Genomic DNA, 23,825 nt, shown 5'->3' on the forward strand with positions numbered 1-23,825 from the left:
GCCCTGCCGCCTGGACCCGGGCGGGACCAGTTCGGGCCCCATCCTTCCCTTCACACACGATATGACATACGTTCTATTTTAGATGTTTTGAATAGTTCGAGTTTGCCATGATCGTTGTACGTCCCATCGCCTTGGCTGCCGCCATCGCGGCGTCCGCGTTCCCGGTCGCGCCCGGCGCCCATGCGGCGGCCCGCACCGAGCCGGCGCCTGTGGCGAAGGTCGAGACGGGGTGGCTGGTCGGCCGCGACGAGGGCGGGACCTCCGCCTTCTACAACATTCCCTACGCCGCGCCGCCGGTGGGCGAGCTGCGCTGGCGCGCGCCGCGTCCGCCGGCGCGATGGGCCGGGCGCCGCGACGCGCGGACGCCGGGCCCTTCGTGCCCCCAGCAGACGCCGGGCGGCGGACGGCCGAACCTCGGCGGCGTCACGGGTGGGACCGACGAGGACTGCCTGCAGGTCACGGTGTTCGCGCCGCGCCGCGCGCGCAAGGCGCCGGTCATGGTCTGGATCCACGGCGGCTCGCACCGCACCGGCGCGGGCTGGGTCACCAGCGGCGGCGCGTTCGCCCGCGACGGCGTCATCCTGGTTGGCGTGAACTATCGCCTGGGGCCGCTGGGCACGTTCGTCCACCCCGCCCTCCTGGCCGAGGCCAAGCCCGGGGAGCCCGTCGGCAACTACGGGCTGATGGACCAGATCGCGGCCCTGAAGTGGGTCCGGCGCAACATCGCCGCGTTCGGCGGCGACCCCGACAACGTCACCCTGTTCGGGGAAAGCGCCGGCGGGATGAGCGTGCAGTTCCTGATGGCCCAGCCACAGACCCGCGGACTGTTCCAGAGGGCCATCGTGGAGTCGGGCGCGGGCTGGTTCCGACACCAAGGCCTGGAGGAGAAGGCCGCGCAGGGCGTGGAAATGATCCGGGCGGTCGGCCTGGAGAACGCCACGGCGGCCCAGTTGCGCGCGCTGCCGGCGGACGAACTGATCGCCAAGGCCTGCTGCGAGTTCGCGCCGTTCGAGGACGGGCGGCTGGTGAAGGAGACGCCGACCCAGGCCTTCGCCGCCGGCCGGGTTCCCGACGTGCCGCTCATCATCGGCTGGAACTCCGGCGAGGGCGTGCTGATGAGCCCTTCGCGCCCCTACATGTCGGCCACGGTCACGCCCGAGATCCGCGCCGCCTATCCCGAGGAGGCGGCGGCGGGGGAGATGGTGCTGGCGCGGGCGAATTTCGCCGACCGGTTCATGGGCGCGCCCGCCAGGTGGGTGGCGGCGCAGGCCGCCGGAGGCAAGCCCTCGTGGCTGTACTATTTCACCTATGTCGCGACCCGCTTCCGGCCGCGCCCCACGGCCTGGCACGCGGACGAGATCGACTTCGTGTTCGACGAGTTCGACCCATGGACCTCGCCCGACAAGATCAGCGCGGAGGATCGCGCCAAGGCCACCCAGGTGCACAGCTGCTGGGTGGCGTTCGCCAAGACCGGCGTCCCGGCCTGCGCGGGCGGGCCGGCCTGGCCGACCTACGATCCGGCGAGCGACCGCCTCCTGGAGATCGGCCGCGAGAACCGGGTCGTCAGCGGCGTCCGCAAGCCTCAGTTCGACGCGCAGGAACGTCTCGTCCTGCCTGGCTTGCTCGCCTCGCACTAGGCGGCGGGATCAGCCGGCCGCCGCCAGGCTGCGATAGAGGGCGCGCACGCCGAAGGTCCAGGGCGCCGCCGCGTCTGTGTGGACCACGCGGTTGGTGAGGACGCCCAGCTTCGGCGAGCCTATGCGGACGATGTCGCCGGGCGAATGGGTGAAGCCCATGCCGGGCGCGCCGCGATCCTGCGTCGGCGTGAACAGCGTGCCCAGGAACAGCATGGCGCCGTCCGGGTACTGGTGATGCGCGCCGAAGGTCTGGGCGACCAGGTCCAGCGGATCGCGGCTGATCTGGCGCATGCTGCTGCTCCCGGTCAGGGCGAAGCCGTCGAGGCCTCGCACCGAGAGCTGGAGTTCGGCGGTCCTGACGTCATCCATCCCGAACGCCTCGTCGAACAGCCGGATGAAGGGGCCGACGGCGCACGAGGCGTTGTTGTCCTTGGCCTTGCCGAGGAGCAGCGCGCTGCGCCCTTCGAAGTCGCGAAGGTTCACGTCATTGCCGAGCGTGGCGCCCACGACCTCGCCCCGGGCGTTGCAGGCCAGCACGACTTCCGGCTCGGGATTGTTCCACGCCGAGTCCGGCCGCACGCCAATGTCGGCGCCGGCGCCCACGGACGCCATCGGCTGGGCCTTGGTGAAGATCTCGGCGTGGGGGCCCAGCCCCACCTCCAGGTACTGCGACCACAGGCCTTCAGCCTGCAGCACCGTCTTGAGCCGTTCGGCCTCGGGCGAGCCCGGCCGCACACGCCGCCAACCCTCCCCAAGCATGTCGGTCAGGCGCCCGCGCAGGTCGTGCGCCCGGCCCGCGTCGCCGCGGGCCTGTTCTTCGATGACCCGCTCCAGCAGGCTGTCTGCAAAGGTGACGCCGGCCGCCTTCACGGCCTGCAGGTCGCATGGCGCGAGCAGGCGTATCCGCTCGCCGCCCAGGTCCGAAATGCGCCCCAGCGCGAAGCCGCCGGCCTGGCGGACCGCCGCGCAGACGTCGGGAAGGTCGAGCAGGTCGGACATGGTCGGCGCAAGCTCGCCAAGGTCGATCAGCCCGTCGCCCCGGACCGCCACCACCCTCGGCCCGCGCCCTTCCAGCCACACGCGCCCGACGAGGACGGCCCGCTCGGCGTCGTCCGGCAGGAGGTCGGCCGTATCGATGGTCATGCCCCAACTCCGTAGAATTCGGCGGCCGTCCCGCCTCGCACGCGCGCCTGATCGTCGGCCGAAAGGCCGCCAAGCAGGGCGTCGGCCGCGTCCGACCAGGCGGCATAGTCGCCGTTCAGGTTCAGCACCGGCCAATCACTGCCCCACATCAGGCGCGAGGGTCCGAAGGCCTCGATCAGGACGTCGGCATAGGGCCGGAGATCGGCCGGCCGCCAGCCGGGCGCGGCCTCGGTGGCGAGCCCGGAGAGCTTGCAGTAGGCGCCCGTCGCGGCCAGGGCGCGCATCGCCTCGCGCCACCCGGCCAATTCCCCGCCTGCGATGTCGGGCTTGGCGCCATGATCGATCACCACCCGGAGACCGGGGTGGCGCGCGATCCGGCGGCCGAGCGCGGCGAGGTTCGCCGGCCGGACCAGGGCGTCGAACCGCAGGCCGGTCTCGACGATCGCGTCGAACACCGGGTCGAGGTCGGCGCGGGCCAGCCACCCCGCATCGGCGATGTCCTGGACCATGGGCCGCAGCCCCAGCAGGCCCGGTCGGGCCGCGGCGGCGCGCACCCGATCCACGGCGTTCGGCGCCTCGAAATCGATCCATCCGACGACCCCGGCGACGAAGCCGGTCCGCGCCGCCAACTCGAGCAGGAAGTCGGTCTCGGCCTCGCTGGGCGCGGCCTGGACCAGGATCGTCCGCTCGATCGCGCCGGCGGCCAGATGCGGCGCCAGGTCGTCGGGCATGAAGTCGCGAACGATGGCGGCGGGCGCCCGCTCCAGCCAGCCGTAGTCGCCCCGCGCGGGCCGCCAGAAGTGCTGATGGGCGTCAATCCGCACGGCCGGCCTCGCCGTCAGGCCGGATCACGCCCTTGCGCAGGATGATGTTGCCGTAGAGCCGGGCCTCGCCCGTGGCGACGACCACGAACGCTCCGCGCGCGCGTTCGTAGAACGCCTGCCGCTCGATCGGCTCGATCGGCCCGCCATAGCCAGCCCGTCCAAGCGCCGCCGCGAACGCCGCGACGATGGCGGGCGGCTCGTCCTGCGGCGAGACGGCGGCCATGCGCCAGGCCGCGACCGGACCGAAGTCGTCGAGCGGCATCAGGGACGCGACGGCCTCCAGCATCCGCACGGCGTCGACCCCGTCGCCGCGACAGACCCGCCTGGCGATCGACGCGGCGGGAAAGTTGGCGTCGGCGATCACCAGTTCGTCGCCGTGGCCCATCGCCCGCAGCGCCGCGAGCAGATCGGGGCCCAGGATCGGATCGACGCCCTTCAGCATCGGCGAGTGCGCGGTGCAGCAAACATGTTAGTCGCCGGGTTAGATCACAAAGCGCTTGCGATCAACCCTGCAAGCCGGCGCGAGACCGCAGGGCTGGCATTTTACGGCGCCACCCCCTCGCCGCCTTGCGGCCGCCCGCGATGCGGACGCCCCGCCGGCCGCTCCATCTCGGTGTGTTTGACTTCGAACTAACATTCCAGCATTGAGGAAACATGACGCTTCAGACCCAGTCGCGCGACCTGCTGAAGACGGACCGCGTCTACCTCATCCTCCGCCAACGCATCCGCGACCTCGAGCTGCCGCCCGGCGCGCCGCTGCGGAAGGAGGAGCTTGCGGCCGAATTCGGCGTCTCACGCGCTCCAGTCAGCGACGCGATCGCGCGCCTGGCCGAGGAAGGGCTGGTCGACGTGTTCCCGCAGCACGGCAGCTTCGTGGCCGAGATCCGCGCCGCGGACGTACGCGAGGGCCTGTTCATCCGGACGGGCCTCGAGGTCGAAGCCTGCCGCCGCGCGGCGGCGCTGCGGACCCCGGAGCTCTGCGCGGCGCTGACGGCCAACATCGAGGCGCAGGGCGCCGCGCTCGACGCGGGCGACCTGCAGCAGTTCTACGAACTGGATGAAGCCCTGCACGAGCTGATCTTCGGGGCCATGGGCCACACGCGCGTCATGCGGTTCCTCGACTCGGCCCGCGCGCCGCTCGACCGGATGCGGCGGCTGGTCCTGCCCAAGGGCGAACGGCCCCAGGCCACCTACCGGGAGCACCGCTGGGTGGTGGACTCCATCCTGACCGGCGACCCGGAGCTGGCCGGGGCGGCCATGCGGGCCCACCTCAACGCGGTGAGCGAAGCGGTGGAGGAGCAGCTTCGCGCCGCGTCGTCCGAGACGATCCGTTGAACCTTCCCACGCGCGAGTTGCGGCTGCGCGGAGGCGGCGCGCTGCGGCTGAGCGCGCTCGGGTTCGGCGCGGCCCCCCTCGGCAACATGCTCCGGGCGCTGGGCGAAGCCGAGGCGCGCGAAACGGTGGAGGCCGCCTGGGCCGAGGGCGTCCGCTACTTCGACACCGCGCCGCTGTACGGCCACGGGCTCTCCGAACGCCGCGTCGGGGCGGCCCTCGCCGAGCGACCGCGCGACGCGTTCGTGCTGTCGACCAAGGTGGGCCGCCTGCTGGACCCGTGCGCGCCGGGCGAACAGGACGCCGGAATCTACGTCGACGTGCCGCCCGTCCGCGCGCGCTTCGACTATTCCTACGATGGCGTGATGCGCTCGTTCGACGAGAGCCTCGCGAGGCTGGGCCTGGACCGCATCGACATCGTCTATGTGCACGACGTGGACGCGCACACCCATGGCTCCGACCTCGCCGCCGAGGCGCGCATCCGCGAACTGCTCGACCAGGGCGGATGGCGGGCGCTGGATGCGCTGCGGCGTTCCGGGACCATCCGGGCGATCGGCGCCGGGGTCAACGCCTGCCGGCCCTGCGAGCGCCTGCTTGAACTGGCCGATCCCGACGTCTTCCTGCTGGCAGGACGCTTCACCCTGCTGGACCGCAGCGCCGCGGAGCGCCTGCTGCCGGCCTGCGAGGCGCGCGGCGTCGGGCTGGTGATCGGCGGCCCGTACAACAGCGGCGTCCTGGCCACGGGCGCCGTTCCGGGCGCGCGCTACGACTACGCCCCCGCTTCGGCGGCGATCCTGGCGCGCGTGCGGGCGCTCGACGAGGTCTGCCGTCGGCAGGGCGTGAAGCTCGCCGACGCCGCCTTGCAGTTCCCGATCTCGCACCCGGCCGTGGTCAGCGTGATCCCCGGCGGACAGACGGCGGACGAAGTGCGGCGCAACGCGGCCGGTTTCCGGTCGCCCCTGCCCGACGGTCTCTGGGCGGACCTGGACGAGGCCGCGCTTCAGCCGGCGAAGGCGTAGGCGGTCTTCACCCGCGTGTAGAACTCGGCCGCGTAGCGGCCCTGCTCGCGCGGACCGTAGCTGGAGCCCTTGGCGCCGCCGAACGGGACGTGCGGATCGACGCCGGCGGTGGGCAGGTTGACCATCACCATCCCGACGCACGCATCCTGGCGGAAGGCGGTCGCATGCTTCAGCGACGTGGTGCAGACGCCCGCCGACAGGCCGAAGGGCGTGTCGTTCGCCACCGCGAGCGCCTCGTCGAAATCGCGCACGCGGATCACGGCGGCCACGGGCCCGAAAATCTCCTCGCGGGCGATGCGCATGCTGTTGTCCGCCTCGGTGAACAGCGCCGGCGTGAGGAAATGGCCGGGTGTCGGGCGCGACACGCGCTCGCCCCCGAACAGCAGGCGCGCGCCCTCGCGCCGCCCGATCTCGATATAGTCGCAGTCGACCTGGAGCTGCTTTTCGTCGACCACGGGGCCGATGTGGACGCCGCTCTCCAGCGCGTGGCCGACGACCAGCCCCTTCAGACGCTCCACCACGGCGGCGACGAAGCGATCGTGGATCGCCTCGGTGACGATCAGGCGCGAGGAAGCGGTGCACCGCTGCCCCGTGGAATAGAAGGCGCCGTTGACCGCGCATTCGACGGCCAGGTCCAGGTCGGCGTCGTCCAGCACCACGAGCGGGTTCTTGCCGCCCATCTCGAGCTGCACTCGGGCGTTGCGCGCCATGCAGGCCTGCCCGACCCGCGCGCCGGTGGCGACGGAGCCGGTGAAGCTGACCGCGGCGACGCGCGGGTCGTCGGTGAGCGCCGCGCCGACCACCGACCCTGGGCCCATGACCAGGTTGAACACGCCGTCCGGCGCGCCGGCCCGCTGGATGATCTCGGCCAGCGCCCAGGCGCAGCCGGGCGTCAGCTCCGCCGGCTTCAGCACCACGGTGTTGCCATAGGCGAGCGCGGCGGCGGCCTTCCACGCCGGGATCGCGATAGGGAAGTTCCAGGGCGCGATGAGGCCGACCACGCCGAGCGGCTCGCGGGTCACCGACACCTCGACGCCCGGCCGGACCGACCGCAGGGCGTCGCCGGTCAGCCGCAGGGCTTCGCCGGCGAAGAACTTGAAGATCTGGCCCGCGCGGGTGACCTCGCCGACGCCTTCGGACAGCGTCTTGCCCTCCTCCCGCGCCAGCAGCTGGCCGAGTTCGGCGGCGCGGGCGATCAGCTCACTCCCGACGGCGTCCAGGATTTCGCTGCGCCGCTGGATCGATCCGCGCGACCACGCCGGAAAGGCCTGCGCCGCGGCGGCCACGGCGGCGGCGGCCTGCTCCCCGTCGGCCTGGGCGTAGGCGTCGATCACGTCACGGGTGTCCGACGGATTGATATTGGGCCGGGCCGACGGCGAGGCGACCCATTCGCCGCCGATCAGTTGAGGCTTCATCGAGAGACTTCCCATCAGGTGATGACGCCAGGCGCCCAGGGGGTGAATTCAGCATCGCCGAAGCCGTGGCGCTCGCTGGCGCTCGGCTCGCCGCCGGCCAGGTCGATGATGGCCTCGAAGATCTCGCGGCCCTTGTCGGCGATGCTCACGCCGTCCTCCAGGATGTCGCCGCAGTTGACGTCCATGTCGTCGCGCATGCGCCGATAGAGGTCGGAGTTGGTCGCCAGCTTCAGGCTGGGCGCGGGCTTGCAGCCGAAGGTCGAACCCCGGCCGGTCGTGAAGGCGATGAGGTTCGCCCCGGCCGCCACCTGGCCGGTGGCCGACATCGGGTCGTAGCCAGGACTGTCCATGAAGACGAGGCCCCGCGACGGCAGCGGTTCGGCATATTCGATCACCGCGTTCAGCGGCGAGGCGCCGCCCTTGGCCACCGCGCCGAGCGACTTTTCCAGGATGGTCGTGATGCCGCCCGCGATATTGCCGGCCGAGGGATTGTCGTTGAGCGTCCCGCCGTCCGCCGCCGCGTGGGCGCTCCACCAGGCGATGCGCCGATCGAGGGCGGCCGCGACGTCGGGCGACACGGCGCGCGACTTGAGGAGGTGCTCGGCGCCGTAGATCTCCGGCGTCTCGCTGAGGATCACCGTGGCGCCGTGGGCCACCAGGATGTCCGACGCCGCGCCCAGGGCCGGGTTCGCGGTGACCCCCGAGAAGCCGTCCGAGCCCCCGCATTGGAGGCCGAGCGCGAGATTGGAGACCGACACCGGCTCGCGCTCGACTCCGGCCGCCGCGTCCAGCAACTCGGTCACAGCGCGCGACCCGGCCTCGATCGTCTCGACCGTGCCGCCCGTCGACTGGATGTCCATCGTCCGGAGATTGGCCAGGTCGCCACAGGCCTCGACCAGCGCCGACAGCTCGTTGCTCTCGCAGCCCAGGCCCAGCAGCAGCACCCCGGCGAAATTGGGGTGGCGCGCATAGCCGGCGAGCGTGCGCCTCAGCGTCCGGATGCCCTCGCTGTCCCGACCCATCGCGCAGCCGTAAGCGTGGGTCAGGGCCACCACGCCGTCGACGCCGGGCCAGGGCTCGAGCGCGGGCTTGCGGAACCGATCGGCGATGGCGCGCGCGGCGGTGGCCGAGCAGTTCACGGTGGTGATGACGCCCACGTAGTTGCGCGTGGCGATGCGCCCGTCCGCGCGCCGGATGCCCTGGAAGGTGCGCGGTTCGGCCGGCGGGAGTCTGAGAGCGCCGACCGGCTCGCCGTGGCGCGGCCCCAGCCGGTCCGGCATCGCGGCGTTGTGGACGTGGACATGGTCCCCGGCCTCGATCGGCCGGGTCGCGACCGCGATGCTGTTGGCGTACTTCACGACGAGGTCGCCCGGACGCAGGGACGCCACGGCCATCTTGTGACCGGCCGGAATCGGGGCGCGGACCCGGACGCCTTCGACCTCCTCGCCGGGCGCCAGGGGCCGGAGGGCCGTGACCACGTTGTCGCGCGCATGCAGCCGCAGGAAGGAGCGTGTCACGGCGGGCTCAGGCGTGCGTAGCCAGGAAGGCGTCGACATCGCCGACGTCGATGACCTGGGTGCCCAGCTCGATGCGCTTGGGGACCTGCTCGCCGTGGAGGATGCGCATGGCCTGCTCGATCGCCTCGGCGCCCGGCGGCTCGTACACGAACGTCGCGGTCAGGGCGCCGTCCTTCACCCACTTGGCGCCCTCGGTGGGTATGCCGTCGATGCCGATGAAGCGCATCTCGCCCTGCCGGCCCACGTCCTTGGCCGCGAGGTAAGCGCCGTACGCCATGGGATCGTTGTGGGCGTAGACGAGGTCGATGGCCGGGTGCGCCTTCAGGGCCGAGGCCATGATGTTGTAGGCCCGATCCTGCTTCCAGTCGGCGTCCTGCCGGTCGACGAGGCGGACGATCCCCGGCTCGGCGTCGGCGGCCTCGGCGAACCCCTTGTGCCGCTCCTGGGCCGGGGTCGAGGCCATGCCGCCCCAGATCTCGACCATCCGCCCCTTGGCCTTGCCCTTCCCGCCGAGCAGCCCGACGGCGTAGTCGCCGGCCATCCGGCCGATCTTCAGGTTGTCCGAGCCGATGAACTGCCGATAGGCCTCGGTGTTCACCCCCCGGTCCAGGACGATGACGGGGATGCCGGCGGCCGTGGCGGCCTCCACCGCGCCGGTCAGGCCCGCGCTCTCCTTCGGCGAGATCAGGATCAGGTCGACCCGCTGGCGGATGAACGCCTCGACGTCGGACACCTGTTTCTCGGTACGGTCCTGGCCGTCGGCGATGGTCAGCGCGATTTCGGGATGCTTGGCCGCCGCCTCGCGCATCTCCCGGCTGAACAGCACCCGCCACGGCTCGGTCGTGGTCACCTGGCTGAAGCCCAGCCGCCAGCGCGCGGCATTCTTGCTTCCGCCGCAGGCCGCCAGCCCCCCGGCGAGGCTCACGCCCAGGCCGAGCCCGAATATGCGTCTATCGATCATGTGGCGCCTCCCGCGCGGCGCAGCCTGGGCAGGCGACCCTGTTGCAGCGCGACCGCCGCCACGATGATCACGCCCTTGAGGACTAGCTGCGCATTGCTGTCGATGTTGCAGAGCTGGAAGATGTTGGTGAGCAGGCCGAAGATCAGCACCCCAGCGAGCGCGCCCGTCACCGTGCCCTTGCCGCCCGACAGGCTGGCCCCGCCGATCACCACCGCGGCGATGGCGTCCAGTTCCAGGCCGACGCCGGCGTCCGGCTTCCCTTGGCGGTACTGGGCCGCGTAGAGCACCCCGGCGAGCGCGGCGAGAAGACCCGAAAACGCATAGACCGCCACCTTGGCGCGCCCGACCGCCAAGCCCGCCAGGCGTGCGGCCTGTTCGTTGCCGCCGATGGCGTACACCGTTCGACCGAACCGATGCTTGGCCAGGACGACGCCGGCCGCCAGCACCACGGACAAGAACACCAGGCCGGGAACCGGCACGCCGCCCACGGCGGACCGCAGCAGCTCGAAACCGGCCGGGGCGTTGACGCCCGTGTAGATCGGATAGACCGACTGGTCCGCCCCCGCCGTCAGCCGGGCCGCGCCCTGGACCGCCACCATGGTGGCCAAGGTGGCGATGAATGGCTGCAGCCCGCCGACCGAGACCGCCGCGCCATTGATCGCCCCGACGACAAGGCCAGCGCAGAGCACCAGCGCGATCGTCGGGACGACGCCCAGTCCGCCTGGCAGCAGCGGCCCGATCACGGCGAAGACGCCGGCGGCGGTCAGGAGACCGAGCGCGCCCCCGACGCCATGAGCGACCAGCCCCCCGGCGCGGCGGGCCAGCAGCCCGTGGATGGCGGCGTAGACGGCGGCGCCGGTGACGAGGGCCGTGGCGCCGCATCCCAGGACCGCGCCGCGGTTCCAGCCGTCCTGCGTGAGCAGCATCGCCGTGAGGGTGCAGCCCAGGGCCATCACCGAACCGACCGACAGGTCGATGCCGCCGCTCAGGATCACGAAGGTCATCCCGACCGCGATGATCCCCGTGATGGAGACCTGCCGCAGCACGTCGGTCAGGTTTGGCAGGCTGAGGAAGATGCTCGCGCCGCTCGAATCGGCGGGCGACAGCAGGGTCCCGGCGATCAGGACCAGCAGCATCCCCCAATAGAGTTTCGTGGACGCCACCAGCGAAAGCGCGGCGCCGCCGCGGACAGGGTTCATGCCGCCTCCAGGTGCTGGAATTCCGGCTGGACGGGACCTCCGGCCGACGCGAAGTCGAGAAGCGTCTCGGCGGTGGCCTCGCCACGGCTGAACCGGGCGGTCGGCCGGCCGTCCCGCAGCACCAGGATGCGATCCGAGAGCGCCAGCAGTTCCGGCCAGTCGGAACTGGCGAGCACCGTCGCCACCCCGGCCTCGGACAGCTCGCCGATCAGGCCGTAGATGGCGGCCTTCGCCCCGACATCCACGCCCCTTGTGGGCTCGTCCAGCAGCAGCACCCGCGGCCGCCGCGCCAGCCACTTGGCCATCACCACCTTCTGCTGGTTTCCGCCCGACAGTTCGCCGACGGCCTGGTCGGGCCCGGAGGCGCGCACGGACAGCCGGCGCATCATCTCGTCCGCCAGTTCGGCCGCGCGCCGCGCCGAGACCCAGCCCAGGGCGCTGAGGCGGTCCAGCGAAGCCAGGCAGATGTTCGAGCCGATGGACTGGCCCAGGACCAGCCCCGACGCCTTGCGATCCTCGGTCACATAGGCGACGCCCTCGGAGATGGCCTCCCGTGGCGCGCGCGGGTCGAACGCGGCGCCGTTCAGCATCATCCGGCCGGTCCAGGGAGCGGGCGAGGCCCCCGCGATGACCTCCAGGAGTTCGGTACGCCCGGAGCCCATCAGCCCGGCCAGGCCGAGCACCTCGCCCTCGGCCACGCGGAAGCTGACTCGATCGAGGCCGCGCCGCGCGCCACGGTCCCGCCGGACCAGATCGGCGACCTCGAGCACGGTCCGCCGCGGCGTATCGGAGGTCGACGGCGACGGGGTGGCGATCGCTTCGCTGACGTCCCGGCCGAGCATGTGCCGGATCAGGTCGGGCCGCGACACCGCCGCGGCCGGCGCGTCGCAGACGACACGGCCGTCCCGCAGGATAAGCATGTCGGTGGCGACGGCGAACACCTCGTCCAGCCGGTGCGAGGTGAGGATGATGGCCACGCCCTCCTCCCGCAGCGCGCCGACCAGGGCCAGGAGCCGGTCGGCCTCGGCGGCCGAAAGCGCGGCGGTGGGTTCGTCGAGGATGAGTATCCGCGCGCGGGTCGCCAGCGCCTTGGCGATCTCGACCACCTGGCGTTCGGCCACGGAAAGGGCGCCGACGCGCTCCGACGGAAGCCGCGCCAAGCCCAGGCGGGCCAGGATTTCGGCCGCCGCCGCGTTCATCGCCCGCACGTCGACCAGCCCGGGCCCGCGCGTCGGCTCGCGGCCCAGGAAGATGTTCTCCGCCAGGGTCAGTTCCGGGACGAGCTGCAGCTCCTGATGCACCATCGCGATTCCGGCGCGATGGGCGTCGGCCGGTCTCCGGAACGTCAGCGGCTCGCCGCCGACCGCCAGCCCGCCGCTATCCGCTTCGAGCGCGCCGCACAGGATGTTCATCAGGGTGCTCTTGCCCGCGCCGTTCAGCCCCATGAGCGCGAGCACCTGGTGGGGCCGCACCGTCAGCGAAACCCCCTGGAGCACCGGGTTCGCGCCGAACCGCTTCCAGAGCTCGCGGGCTTCCAGGAGGGGCGGCGGCAGGCCGTCGTCGCCTCTCCCCGCTCCCTCCTGCGCCGCAGCCGCCGACATCGTCATCCCCATCGCTTCTAACATGTTAGTAACAAGCATGCGAAGACGCTTCCAGCCATTTTCCGTGGCGTCGTCAGATCATAAACATGTCAGATGGCGGTGACCTGCGAGATAGCGCCCAGGAAGCGGTCGAGGGTGATGTTGCGACCGCAGACAACGACCGCCACGTTCCGCCCCTTGAGGCGCCCGGCGGAAGCCTCCAGCCCGGCCAGCGCCAGCCCCGCGGCGCCTTCGACGATCCAGTGCTCGTGCTCGGCGAGACGGCGCATGCCCGAGACGATCCGCGCCTCGTCGACCTCCACGCAGGTCGGGGCGATCGCCGCGGCGATCCCTATGGTCACCGAGCCGGGCTCCACGCCGCCGGCGGTGGCGTCGGAGATGGTCGGCGTCTCGTCCACCGGAACCGCCTTCCCCGCGCGCATGGAATGCAGCAGGCTGACCGCGTTCGCCGGCCAGGCCGCCACCACCTCGACGTTCCGGCCGCACGTGGCCATGACCGCGCCGACGCCAGAAAGCAGTCCGCCCCCGCCGACGGCGACCACCACTGCGTCGAGCGTCGGGGCCTGGTCCAGCAGTTCGACGGCCAGCGAGCCCTGGCCCGCCACCACGTCGGGGTCATTGTACGGCGAGACGTAGGTGAGATTGTCGGCGTCCGCCGCCGCGCGACCCGCGATCTCGGCGGCCAGAGGATCGCCCTCATGCAGGACGAGCTTCGCGCCCTGGTCCGCAATGGCCTGCAGCTTGGCCGCCGAGGCCGAGGCCGGCGCATGCACGGTCACGGGAACGCCGAGCTCCCGGCCCGCGATGGCCAGGGCCAGGCCATGGTTCCCCGTGGATGCGGCGACGACGCCCCGTCGCCGTTCGACCTCCGAGAGCCGCGACAGCTTCGTATAGCCGCCCCGGAACTTGAAGGAGCCGCCGGGGAGCAGATGTTCGCACTTCAGCAGGACCTCGCAGCCGCAAAGGCGCGAGAGGGCCGGGCTGTGCGTGAGAGGGCTGGCCGGCGTGCGCCGCCGCAGGCGCCTTTCGGCGTCGCGCGAGCTGGCGGCGATGTCAGCGAGCGTTTGACGCGAAGCGTCGATCCGCGCCAAATCCGACGCACTCATCGTCACCTCGGCAAAGTTGCGGAACGCACCATTTGCCCCCCAGCCAGACGCATGCTATTTCCAGAATAGACTGTTTGTCAAATTCGATGGGGATGCGATGCGCGAGCTTTCGGACGGCCAGGCCTATACGCCAGGCCTGGAACCCAGTTTCGCCGTCGCCGAAGGCATCGCGATGCTGTTCTCGCCCTTCGTGGAGGTGGTGATCCACGACCTCGCCAGCGAGGCCATCGCCCACATCGCGAACCCCCAGTCCCGCCGCACGCCGGGGGACCCGTCGCAGCTCGAGGAACTGGACTTCAATCCGTCTCAGCGGGTCATCGGGCCGTATGAGAAGACCAACTGGGACGGGCGGCGGATGAAGTGCGTCTCGATCGTGCTGCGCGAAGCCGACCGGCCGATCGGCATGATGTGCATCAACGTCGACGTTTCCGCCTTCGACCAGGTCCGCCGCGCGCTGGACGGCTTTCTGGGCGCCCCGCCCCAGGACGACAACGTCAAGGCGCTGTTCGTCCACGACTGGCACGAACGCATCAACCGCTTCGTCACCGACTGGTGCGCCGAGCGGAATATCCAGCTGTCGAACATCGACCGCGCGTCGCGGCGCGAACTGATCGACGGCCTGAACGGCATCGGCGCGTTCCAGGCGCGACGCGCCCCGGCCTATGTGGCGCGCATCCTCGGGGTCAGCCGGGCGACGGTCTACAACGAGCTGAGCGCCCTCCGCCAGGACTCCAACCCGGCGTGAAATGGTTCGACAAGGAAGCCATCCTGGCGGCCATCGACGCGGATCAGGTGATCGAGACGATCACCCGGGCGTTCGTCGACCATTCCGCCGGGAAGGTGCAGTCCCTCGCCGTCGGCCACCTCAGGTTCGACCGTCCGCCCGGCGACGTCCACGTCAAGGGAGCCCACATCGGCGGGCGCGACCTCTTCGCGATCAAGATCGCCGGCAGCTTCTACGAGAACCCCACGCGCGGCCTGCCGTCCAGCAACGGCATGATGCTGGTCTTCGACGCCCTGACTGGCGCGCCCCTCGGGGTGCTCTCGGACGAGGGCGCCCTGACGGACCTGCGCACCGCGGTCGCCGGCGCCATCGCCGCGCGGCTGATCGCCCCGACGAACCCGCGCATCCTGGGCGTGGTGGGAGCGGGCACGCAGGCCGCGCTCCAGGCCCACTGGATCGCCCGCACGACCTCGGTTGAGAAGGTCAGGGTCTGGGCCCGCTCGCCCGAGCGCGCCGACCGGCTTGCGGGCCTGCTGCGCGCCGAGGGTCGCGACGCCGAGACCGCAGTCAGCCTGGGCGACCTCTGCCGCGAAGCCGACATCATCGTGACGACGACGCCCGCGCGCGACCCGCTGATCCGCGCCGACGCCGCCCGCCCGGGGCTGCGGGTGGTGGCGGTCGGCGCGGACGCCCCGGGCAAGCGCGAGCTGGCGCCGGAGTTGGTCGCGGCCGCCCAGCTCATACTCGTGGACTCGCGCAGCCAGTGCGCGGCCTACGGAGACAGCGCCGGCGTCGTGGAACCGGCGCGGATGGTCGAGATCGGCGAGGCCCTGGCCGCGCCGACGGCCCTGCGCCTGCCCGACGGGGCCATCGCCATCGCCGATCTGACGGGCATCGGCGCGCAGGACGCGGCCATCGCCGAACTGGCCTGGCGCAGTCTCAATCCATCCTAGGGGGACATCGTTTGAGTTCGATCCAGAAGCGCGCCATCCGGCTCGCCCAGGCCTTCGCCGCCGCCGGCGCGATCGCGATCGCCACGCCGTCGTTCGCCGCCGCCCAGGCCGTCGCGACCGCGTTCACCCCCACGGCCTCGCAGGCGGCGCTGATCGAACGCGCGCGCGCCGCCGGCGCGAGCGATCTGACCACGCGCAGCGCGGCCGACGGCGGGATGATCCTCAACGGAAAACTCGACGGCCGGCAGTTCGCCCTGGCGATCCCGCCGGGCTGGACGGGCGACGCCCTGCTCCACGCCCACGGCTACACCCTGCCCGGCTCGCCCCTGGAGGTCTCAACCGACCCGACCTCGCCCCTCTCCGGCGGCGCCGGGATCATGGCCATCGCCTATCGGGACGGTCTCGCCGCCGGGCACAGCGCCTATGGCAAGTCGGGCATGGCCGTGGAGGCCGGCGTCGTCGCGACCCTGCGGCTGCAAGCGTTCGTGAAGGCGCTCGGCGCGCGGCGGGTCTACGTGAACGGCGCGTCCATGGGCGGCAACATCGTCATGGCGCTCATCGAGACCCGGCCCGACGCGTTCGCCGGGGCGATCGCCCAGTGCGGGGTGACCGACGGCTGGGAGAGGGAGCTCGGCCAGCTGAGCGACCTGAGGGCCGCCTACAACTTCCTCACCGCCGGCACGCCGTACGCCCTGCCGGGCGTCCAGGACGTCACCCGGTCGGCCCTGCCGATCGCGCCGCCGCCTGGCGAGAACGGCGACCTGTTCCGGCTCAAGCAGGCGCAGCAGTTCACCGCGCCCATCGTGGCGCTGTTCAAGGCCGCCAAGGCGGCGCCGGAGGGGCGCGAGGCCCGGATCGTCCGCCAGATCGCCTCCATCGGCGGCTTCGAGCCCGAACTGGCCTCGTTCGCCCTGCCCCTGACCACGCTGGGGTTCGGCGCGGACGACATGCGCGAGACGTTCGGCGGACAGGTCTACGGCAATGTCGGAAAGGTCTATCGCAGCCTGGAGATGACGCCGGCCGAAGCCGAGGCCTTCAACCGCGGCGTCCAGCGGTTCGCCGCCGATCCGGCCGCCGTGGCCAAGGCGCGCCAGTGGCGACAGGTTACGGGCCGGTACCGCACGCCGCTGGTGACGATCCACAACCGCATCGATTCCCTGGCGCCCTACGCGCACGCCGAGAGCCTGACCCGCATCGTGGCCAAGGCGGGCAACGGCGCCCGGCTGATCCAGTTCACCGCCCCGGCGGTCGAGGGCCCGCTGCCCATTGGCGGCAAGGGCTACGAGCACTGCGGCTTCAACCAGGACGAAATCCAGAACACCTGGCGCACGCTGCGCACCTGGGTGGAGACCGGCCGACGGCCCGCCGTCCCGGAATGATGCTCAGGCCGGATAGTCGGTGAGCGCCTCGCCCAGGGATTCGCGCAGCGGCTCCAGCCATGGCTCGAACATCCGCCACCGTCCGATCCCGTCGGACGAGATGGGCCGGCGCACCTGATCGGCGCTGGCCGTGCGCACGGGCCGCGGATTGCGGTGGAAGTCCAAGCATGCTGGATCGAACGGCAGGCCGCAGGCTTCGAGCAGGGCCCGGATCTCCCGCTCGGGATCGGCCACGAGCCGCTCGTGGAACACCCGCCAGACCCGGCCCGGCAGCACCTCGTCCACATGGGCCATCAGGCGCACGTAGTCGGCGTAGTAGCGGCCGATGTCGGTGAGCCCGTACGCGAAGGGCTGACCGCGCGCGAAATGCTGCACGAAGCACGAGACGCCGCAGTCCAGCGGATGGCGCCGCGCGTCCACGATCCGCGCATTGGGCAGGATCAGGTGGATGAGCAGGACGTGCATCCAGTTGTTCGGCATCTTGTCGATGAACCGCGCCGCGCCGCGGCGCCGATGGATGCGCGTGCCGTCGAGGTACCGGCGGCCCAGCTCGGCCAGGGCGTCGGCGTCCAGCGCCAGGAGCGCGCGCACATAGGCCTCGCCGGAACCGTCCGTCCGCGCCTCGATCTCGGCGGCCATGGTCGTGATGTCGGCCAGCTCCATCGTACCTTCCACGTCGGGATGGCTGGCGAGGATCTGCTCCAGCAGGGTCGAACCCGACCTCGGAAGGCCCACGATGAAGATGGGGTCGGGCGAAGGATCGCCGCCGCCCTGGCGATCCGCCAGGACCGATCGGTCGACGTGGCGGCGCAGGGCGTCCACATGCATGGTGGTCGCGTCCGCATCGTAAGGCAGGCTTTCGCGGCGCATTTCGTTGGCGCGGGCGTAGTGGGCGAAGGCGTCCTGTGCCCGCCCCTCGATCTCGCGCCCGCGGCCGAGGGCGAAATGCAGGTGCATGCGATCGTCCGCGCTCAGGCCGTCCTGCGCGAGCGCGGCCTCCATCCGCGACAGGTCTTCGGCGGCGAACCGGAAGGTCTTCAGGTTGGCCAGGCTCCACCAGGCTTCGCCCAGAGAGGGCGCCAGCGCCACGGCCTGACGGTAGGCGCCGACGCAGTCGTCGCGCCGGCCGACAGTCTTCAGCGCGTGGCCGCGGCTCATCCAGAGCCGGGCGTCCCTGTTCGGGCCGTCATGGGCCAGCACCGCGTCGTAGTCGGCGATCGCCGCCTCGTAGTCGCCGGCGCGGCTGAGGATCGCCGCGCGCGTCACCCTGTAGCCGAGGTCATCGGGCGTCGCGGCCAACAGCAGGTCGATGTCCTCCAGGGCCGGGGCCGCCCGTCCGCGCCGATGCCGCGCGACCGCCCGGTTGAAGCGCGCGGCCGCGAAGCCGGGCGCAAGCTCCAGGGCGCGGTCCAGCAGCGCCTCGGCGTCAGCGAGCCGTTCGATCCGGATCGCGAGCTCGGCCAGCATGCGGATCGCGGCGACTTCGGTCGGCCTCGCCCGCAGGATCGCGCGCAGCCTCGGCTCGGCGTCCTCCAGACGGTTGGAGGCGAGCGCCATCGCGGCCTCGCGCATTTCCGGATCGCGGGGCGCCGCCTCGACCTGGCGCAGATAGGCCTCGGCCGCGGCTTGCGGATCGCCGGCGACCAGCAGCGCGTCGCCCAGCATCCGCCAGGCATGGGGATGGTCGGGATCCTGCGCGAGCAGTTCGCGCAGACGCAAAATGGCGCCCGCAGCCTGTTCGGCTGCGGGCGAGTCTGGCGTCGGACGGGTCGTGGGGAGGGAGTTGTCCGTCTGAGCCTCCTTAGAAGGTGCGCGAGACTTTCACGCCGACGTTACGCGGGCGGATCGGCACCTGGTAGATTCGGCTGCAGACCGAAGCCGGGCACGAGGTGAGGCGCGCCAGTTCTCCGCGGCTGTCGAGCACGTTCCGCGCATAGACCGAGATGCGCCAGTCGACCCAGTCGGCGCCCGCGGCGAGATCCAGCGTCTCGAAGCCGGGGCTCTTGCCCTGGATCACGCGGTCACGCGTCCGCAGGCTGCTCCAGTTGCCCCCCTGGTGCGCGCCCGTGGCTTCCACGAACATCTCGGCGTCCCCCATCGTCCAGTCGTATCGCACCGAGAGCGAGCCCTTGAACGTGGGCGCGAACGGCAGCCGCGAGCCGGCCGGCGCGATGGGCGTGGCGCAGGTGAGGATCGGATTCCCGTTGGCGTCGATCCGCCCGCAGTAGTTGTCCAGCAGCTTGGCGTCGATGTAGGAGGCCGCGCCGTTGATCGAGAAGCCATGGCCCAGGACCGCGGCGAAGTCGGTCTCGACGCCGCGCGAGCGCGCCTGGCCCACGTTGCGCACCTCGGCGATGTTCGCCGTCGTCTGCACGAAGAGCTGGAAGCCGTCCCAACGATCGTTGAAGACGGCGCCGTTGAAGCGCACGCGCCCGTTCGCCCACGTGGTCTTCCAGCCCGCCTCGTAGTTCTTCAGGTAGTCGGGCTCATAGGCGGCCGACTGCGGCGCGCGGTTGATGCCCCCCGGCCGGAAGCCCTCGGAGTAGGTGACGTAGAACAGCCGGTCCCGGTCCGGTCTCCACGTCGCGTTCAGACGTCCCGAGAAGCCGTGGCCCTTCGCCGTGCGATCGACGTTCGTGCATGGACCGTCGCCGTAGATGGTCGGCCCGAAGCAGCGACCCTCGCTGCCACGCAGTCCGAAGAAGCCGACGATGTGGTTCGACGCCTTGAACAGGCGGCCGCCGGCCGTGAGGGTCAGCGAGGGCAGGATGTCGTAGGAGACCTCGCCGAACGCGGCGTAGTCCCGGTCGGTCCGCTGCTGATCCGTGAGCCATTGGGTGTTGGGCCAGCCGGTCACCGACAGCGAGGTGGCCAGGCCGTCGATGATGTACTGGCTCTGCAGCTCGTGGCGCTGGACCTGGAAGAACAGCCCGCCGGTGGCGCGCAGGCGCTTGTCCTGCGGCGTCGCGATCCGCAGTTCGTGGCTGTCGTGCGTGTACTGGCTGATCGAATGGGTGTGCTGGGACGGATCGATGAGCTGTCCCGCGTTGTTCTGGATGATCTGCCCCATGCCGAACAGGGTGTCGTAGAAGTACGAGTAGTCGGAGTAGTCGAAGTAGGTGTTGAACTTCCGGTTCAGGTAGGCGCCGGCGTAGGTCACGTCGAGATCGCCGACCTTGCCCTGGATCGTCATCGCGGCCTGCCAGTAGGTGTCGTCGCGGTGGTCCGGGAAGAAGCGCTCGACCTTCAGGTCGCGGCCCAGGATCTGATAGGTGTTTCCATCGGCCTTGGTCTTCTGGATCAGCAGCCCCGGCGTGACCGTCCAGTTCTCGTTCAGGTCGACCCGCAGCGCGGCGCGGGCGCCTGAAACCTCGACCTGGTTGAAGTCCTTCTTGGCGATGTCAGCATTGCTGATGGTGATGCCGGAGCTCGGATAGGTCCGGGTCGCGGGGACGTTGTCGATGTAGCCGGGATCGATCCGGTTCCACGCGACCGCCCGCAGCGTGACCTGGTCGGAGACCGGCACGTTGATCATGCCCGCGATCGAATAGCCGACGCCGCCCTTGAAGGTGGTGTTGCCCTCGACGTCGAGGCGGCCCTTGGTGACGCCCGGCTCGGGCTTGTTGGTGATGATCCGCAGGGTGCCCGACTGGGAGCTGGCGCCGTAGAGCGTGCCCTGGGGTCCGGCCAGGGCCTCGACCCGGCTGATGTCGAACATCTGGATGTCGAGGGTGCCCTGGATCGTCGTCACCGGCTGTTCGTCCAGGTAGACGCCGACGCTGGGCAGCGAGCCCGAGGCGCCGCCGTCGGGGCCGCTGGAGATGCCCCGCATGAAGATGTTGCCCACGCCCGGCACGATGCTGCGGATCGAGACCGACGGCAGATGGCGGGCGATGTCGACGAAGTCCTTGGCGTTCAGCCGGTCGATCTTCTCCTGACCCAGCGCCAGGATGCTCAACGGCACGTCCTGAACGTTCTCGGCGCGCTTCTGGGCCGTGACGATGACGGCCTCCAGTTCGGACGGCGCCGCCGCCGCGGCTTCTGCGGCCATGGCGAACGTCGGACCGCTCAGCGCCAGCAGGGACACCGCCCCACCGCACATCAGCTCCATGGTTCGGCTTCGACGCACCCTCATTGAATCCCCCTCTTCTGAATTGGCTTCTTTGATTTCGTCTAACTTAGACTTTTTGTCAATCACAGAGCATGGAGAGCCGCGGCGGGCGCCCTTCCACGCCGGCTTCAGGTTCGGGCCAGTCCTCGCCAGGCGCCCAGAATGGTCCACCCCACCGCGGCGGCGGCCACCACGGCGGCGGTGGTCAGCACCATCGGCCATTCCTGTGTGGCCATGACCGCGACGACCAGCATCGCGGCCGCCGCTCCGAGGACGCGGGCCATCCAGGCCAGGCGCGCGCCGCCCCGGCCCCGCAGCCGGATCAACGCCGCGCCGGCCATGGCGTAGACGCAGAGCATGAAGATCACCGCGGCGTTGATCACGAGCGTGAACTGGCGCGCGATCGAGGGCTGGGCGATGAGCACGATGATGACGGTGAGCAGGACGCCGTTGGCGATGAAGTTCGCCCGCGATGGCGGGCGCGGTTCGGCGGGCGGCGCGCGCATCTCCACGGCGAGCTGGCCGGCCGTCGAGGTCAGGAGCACCCATCCGCCGAGCGTGCCACCGGCCTTGAACGCCGCGCACAGGGCGACGACGACGGCGAATGACGCGCCGGCCATCCGTCCCGCCGCGTCGGCGAAGGGCGCGGACGACGCCGCCAGGACGCTTGCCGGCAGGATGCCGGTCAGCGCCGTGCAGGCGGCCAGGTACACGACCGCTGCGATCAGCACGCCGCCCAGGGTGGCGATCGGCGCGGTTCGCTCCGGGTCGCGCAGGGCGCCGGCCGCGACGCAGGCGCTTTCCAGGCCCAGGAAGGCCCACAGGATCAGCACCACCGCGCCCGGCAGGACCTCCGCCGCCGGCTTGCCGCTGACATTCCATGACGCGCTGAACACGGCGGGATCGAACATGAACCAGCCGAACACGCCGGCCGCGAGCACGGGGGCCAGGCCGATGGCCAGGGTCCAGCCCTCGAGCTGCGCCACCAGCCTGGGACCGGCCAGATTGAGGAGGACGAACAGCCAGGCGACCGAGACGGTGCAGGCGGTCGCCGCCGGCACGCTCGCAAGCGATGGGACCAGCGCGGTCAGATAGCCCGTGACCGCCAACGCCAGGGCGACGTTCCCCAGGACGCCCTGCAGCCAGTAGAGGACGGCGGCGACGAAGGCCGTGCGTGGGCCGAACGCCGACGAGATCGAGCCGACGAAGCCCATCGCCTGGTCATGGCCCAGCATCGCGAGCCAGGCGAAGACTCCGGCGAAGACGAGCGCCATCGCAATGGCCGCGAACCAGCCCAGCAGGCTGATCGACCCGATGGCCGCCAGGCTGGCCGGCAACAGGTAGACGCCCGAACCGATCATGCTGCCCGCGACCAGCAAGGTCGCCAGCAGCGGCCCGAGCGTTCCGCGGGCGGCGCTCACGAACGTCCTTGCCTCGTCACGTTCGGCGGCTCAGTGCGGCTTGGCCGTGGCCGCCTTGAGGGCGGCGTCGATGGTGGCCAGCGCCTTGTCGGTGATGGCGCCTTCCGACACGCCCTGCAGATCGCGCAGGCTCATTGCCTTGAACTGTTCGTACGCCGGGTGCGTGGCCAGCGCCGGGAGCTCCCGGTTGACGATCTCGCGCCCCTCCCAGCTCATCATGATCGCCTCGATGGGGCTGTCGATCGTCAGCGGTCCGCCCGCGACGAAGGCCGGGCGCGCCGGCTCCACCAGCGGCTTGAACTGCAGCGCCGCGTCATCCGGCAGCTTCGGGAACGCCGCGTGCGGCTCGGCCTGGTACCAGAACGCCACCGACGAGAAGCCGTCGTCCAGTGGCCGGTAGCGCAACGGCGACTTCCACCCCAGGGCCTGCACCGTCACGCGAAGGTCCGACTTGAACCGGATCGGATCCAGGATGTGCCAGCGGTACTCCCCGATCCGCCGCTCCCGGCCGGACATGTAGTACTGGGTGGCCATGTCGGTCTTGTTGTGGGCGTGGAAGCCCGAATAGGCCGTCGAGTAGTCGGTTTCCTCGAGACGGCCCGTACCCCGGTGGCGATAGCCGTAGGAGCCGAGGAAATAGTCCTCCTCGCCCGTGTAGTTGATGGTCGGGAAATCGCGGTCGCCGTCGAGGTAGAACTTGAACTCGCCCTCGCCCCACCAGCCGGGGCTGAAAGCCGAGTGCGTCAGGTAGGTGCCCACATAGTGGCCCCGCCCCTTCACGCCATCCAGCAGCACATAGACGTCCTTCGGCTTCAGCCGGTCGACCTGGCGGAACTGGGCGTGGAAGTAGGCCGCGTCAGGCGGCACGTCCTGCAGCGCGTAGTCGATCTGGTAGTAGACCTCGTTGGTGTGCTGCGAGCGGTTCTCCAGCTCGATGCGGAACTTCCTCCGGAACGGCATCTGCCAGAAGCTGTTCAGGCCGCTCTCGGGGTTCACCGCCACCACCGCCGAATCGATCAGCGCGGTCGATTCCTTGCCGAAGGCCGCGGCGAAGAAGTCGCCGACCGGCGTCTCCACGGAGGGCGTGGCCTCGCCGTCCCAATAGATGCGCAGGATCATCGAGCGGTAGGTCCCCTTGCCGCCGATGGTCATCCAGATGTGGTTGATGATCCCGGGGCCGGACGCCTCGCCCAGCACCGTCCGTCCGCCCGGCGGGATCTCGATGTACGGATTGACCTTCCAGCCCAGTCCGAGGTCGGTGGCCTGGACGCCGGCGCTGCCCTTGTCGAGCGGCGTGCGCGAGCCGCCGCCCTTCTCGCCGGTCAGGTTCTCGGGGCTGATCGAGCGGCTCTCGGCATCGCTCAGACGGTAGAGATCGCCCACCGGGGGTCGCGCCGCCGCGCCCGTGGCGGCGAACGCCAGCATCGCCATCGCCAGTCCGGCGCCTTTCGCCGCAACCCGCACCGCCGAACAGATCATGCGC

At 71.1% G+C, this 23,825-nt stretch carries 19 protein-coding genes and 1 pseudogene; 6 read left to right on the forward strand and 14 right to left on the reverse strand.

Annotated features, from left to right (window positions below; all coding sequences use genetic code 11):
* The first annotated feature begins 107 nt into the window (after window positions 1-107).
* Window positions 108-1,637 carry a carboxylesterase family protein gene (locus GC203_RS03860; RefSeq protein WP_293451523.1) on the forward strand — a complete coding sequence of 510 codons (1,530 nt, stop codon included), beginning with the start codon at window positions 108-110 and terminating at the stop codon, window positions 1,635-1,637.
* Between the two features lie 9 nt (window positions 1,638-1,646).
* Here GC203_RS03860 and GC203_RS03865 read toward each other — a convergent pair whose 3' ends face one another.
* From GC203_RS03865 to GC203_RS03875, 3 genes are read right to left on the reverse strand one after another with little or no spacing between them, the layout of a single operon-like run.
* Window positions 1,647-2,774 carry a fumarylacetoacetate hydrolase family protein gene (locus GC203_RS03865; protein WP_293451726.1) on the reverse strand — a complete coding sequence of 376 codons (1,128 nt, stop codon included), beginning with the start codon at window positions 2,772-2,774 and terminating at the stop codon, window positions 1,647-1,649.
* A gap of 2 nt (window positions 2,775-2,776) precedes the next feature.
* Window positions 2,777-3,604, reverse strand: coding sequence for an amidohydrolase family protein (locus GC203_RS03870; RefSeq protein WP_293451525.1), 828 nt, complete (start codon window positions 3,602-3,604; stop codon window positions 2,777-2,779).
* Complete coding sequence (locus GC203_RS03875; protein WP_293451527.1) at window positions 3,594-4,046, reverse strand: RbsD/FucU domain-containing protein; 453 nt, start codon at window positions 4,044-4,046, stop codon at window positions 3,594-3,596. Before GC203_RS03875 ends, GC203_RS03870 begins: the two co-directional genes overlap by 11 nt.
* 212 nt (window positions 4,047-4,258) lie before the next feature.
* Between GC203_RS03875 and GC203_RS03880 the strand changes: the two genes are divergently transcribed.
* Together GC203_RS03880 and GC203_RS03885 are read left to right on the forward strand one after the other, a co-directional pair.
* On the forward strand, window positions 4,259-4,939 hold the full coding sequence (locus tag GC203_RS03880) for a GntR family transcriptional regulator (protein ID WP_293451529.1): 681 nt from the start codon (window positions 4,259-4,261) through the stop codon (window positions 4,937-4,939).
* On the forward strand, window positions 4,936-5,955 hold the full coding sequence (locus GC203_RS03885; RefSeq protein WP_293451531.1) for an aldo/keto reductase: 1,020 nt from the start codon (window positions 4,936-4,938) through the stop codon (window positions 5,953-5,955). The genes GC203_RS03880 and GC203_RS03885 overlap by 4 nt, the downstream gene beginning before the upstream one ends.
* On the opposite strand, the gene GC203_RS03890 is transcribed toward GC203_RS03885, so the two are convergent.
* From GC203_RS03890 to GC203_RS03915, 6 genes are all read right to left on the reverse strand, one after another.
* Complete coding sequence (locus GC203_RS03890; protein ID WP_293451533.1) at window positions 5,937-7,370, reverse strand: aldehyde dehydrogenase family protein; 1,434 nt, start codon at window positions 7,368-7,370, stop codon at window positions 5,937-5,939. The two genes, GC203_RS03885 and GC203_RS03890, sit on opposite strands and share 19 nt — an antisense overlap.
* A gap of 14 nt (window positions 7,371-7,384) precedes the next feature.
* Window positions 7,385-8,887 carry an altronate dehydratase family protein gene (locus GC203_RS03895; RefSeq protein WP_293451535.1) on the reverse strand — a complete coding sequence of 501 codons (1,503 nt, stop codon included), beginning with the start codon at window positions 8,885-8,887 and terminating at the stop codon, window positions 7,385-7,387.
* A gap of 7 nt (window positions 8,888-8,894) precedes the next feature.
* The gene (locus GC203_RS03900) at window positions 8,895-9,848 is read right to left on the reverse strand and encodes a substrate-binding domain-containing protein (protein WP_293451537.1); all 954 of its coding nucleotides are present in this window, start codon (window positions 9,846-9,848) and stop codon (window positions 8,895-8,897) included.
* The gene (locus tag GC203_RS03905) at window positions 9,845-11,047 is read right to left on the reverse strand and encodes an ABC transporter permease (RefSeq protein ID WP_293451539.1); all 1,203 of its coding nucleotides are present in this window, start codon (window positions 11,045-11,047) and stop codon (window positions 9,845-9,847) included. The genes GC203_RS03900 and GC203_RS03905 overlap by 4 nt, the downstream gene beginning before the upstream one ends.
* Window positions 11,044-12,654, reverse strand: a complete 1,611-nt coding sequence (locus GC203_RS03910) for a sugar ABC transporter ATP-binding protein (RefSeq protein ID WP_293451541.1) — start codon at window positions 12,652-12,654, stop codon at window positions 11,044-11,046. Before GC203_RS03910 ends, GC203_RS03905 begins: the two co-directional genes overlap by 4 nt.
* A gap of 83 nt (window positions 12,655-12,737) precedes the next feature.
* Window positions 12,738-13,754, reverse strand: coding sequence for a threonine/serine dehydratase (locus GC203_RS03915; RefSeq protein ID WP_293451543.1), 1,017 nt, complete (start codon window positions 13,752-13,754; stop codon window positions 12,738-12,740).
* 97 nt (window positions 13,755-13,851) lie between these two features.
* Between GC203_RS03915 and GC203_RS03920 the strand changes: the two genes are divergently transcribed.
* The 3 genes from GC203_RS03920 to GC203_RS03930 are packed head-to-tail and all read left to right on the forward strand — an operon-like array spanning window position 13,852 to window position 16,810.
* Complete coding sequence (locus GC203_RS03920; RefSeq protein ID WP_293451545.1) at window positions 13,852-14,499, forward strand: PAS domain-containing protein; 648 nt, start codon at window positions 13,852-13,854, stop codon at window positions 14,497-14,499.
* Window positions 14,496-15,431, forward strand: coding sequence for a hypothetical protein (locus GC203_RS03925; RefSeq protein ID WP_293451547.1), 936 nt, complete (start codon window positions 14,496-14,498; stop codon window positions 15,429-15,431). The genes GC203_RS03920 and GC203_RS03925 overlap by 4 nt, the downstream gene beginning before the upstream one ends.
* A gap of 11 nt (window positions 15,432-15,442) precedes the next feature.
* Window positions 15,443-16,810 (forward strand): alpha/beta hydrolase, encoded by a 1,368-nt coding sequence (locus GC203_RS03930; RefSeq protein WP_293451549.1) that lies wholly within the window; start codon window positions 15,443-15,445, stop codon window positions 16,808-16,810.
* A gap of 3 nt (window positions 16,811-16,813) precedes the next feature.
* On the opposite strand, the gene GC203_RS03935 is transcribed toward GC203_RS03930, so the two are convergent.
* From GC203_RS03935 to GC203_RS03955, 5 genes and pseudogenes are all read right to left on the reverse strand, one after another.
* Window positions 16,814-18,382: a sulfotransferase gene (locus tag GC203_RS03935; RefSeq protein ID WP_366501439.1), complete on the reverse strand. Its 1,569-nt coding sequence runs from the start codon at window positions 18,380-18,382 to the stop codon at window positions 16,814-16,816.
* Between the two features lie 3 nt (window positions 18,383-18,385).
* Window positions 18,386-18,544 (reverse strand): annotated as a pseudogene (locus GC203_RS03940) (tetratricopeptide repeat protein); the annotation flags it as partial.
* A gap of 67 nt (window positions 18,545-18,611) precedes the next feature.
* A complete protein-coding gene (locus tag GC203_RS03945) occupies window positions 18,612-20,921 on the reverse strand; it encodes a TonB-dependent receptor (RefSeq protein WP_293451551.1) in 2,310 nt (769 codons plus the stop codon).
* 128 nt (window positions 20,922-21,049) lie between these two features.
* Complete coding sequence (locus GC203_RS03950) at window positions 21,050-22,342, reverse strand: amino acid permease (protein ID WP_293451553.1); 1,293 nt, start codon at window positions 22,340-22,342, stop codon at window positions 21,050-21,052.
* 30 nt (window positions 22,343-22,372) lie between these two features.
* A complete protein-coding gene (locus GC203_RS03955; RefSeq protein WP_293451555.1) occupies window positions 22,373-23,821 on the reverse strand; it encodes a glycoside hydrolase family 172 protein in 1,449 nt (482 codons plus the stop codon).
* Window positions 23,822-23,825 lie beyond the last annotated feature (4 nt).

Origin of the sequence: Phenylobacterium sp., assembly GCF_016124325.1 — a bacterium.
In the GTDB taxonomy this organism is placed as follows: domain Bacteria; phylum Pseudomonadota; class Alphaproteobacteria; order Caulobacterales; family Caulobacteraceae; genus Phenylobacterium.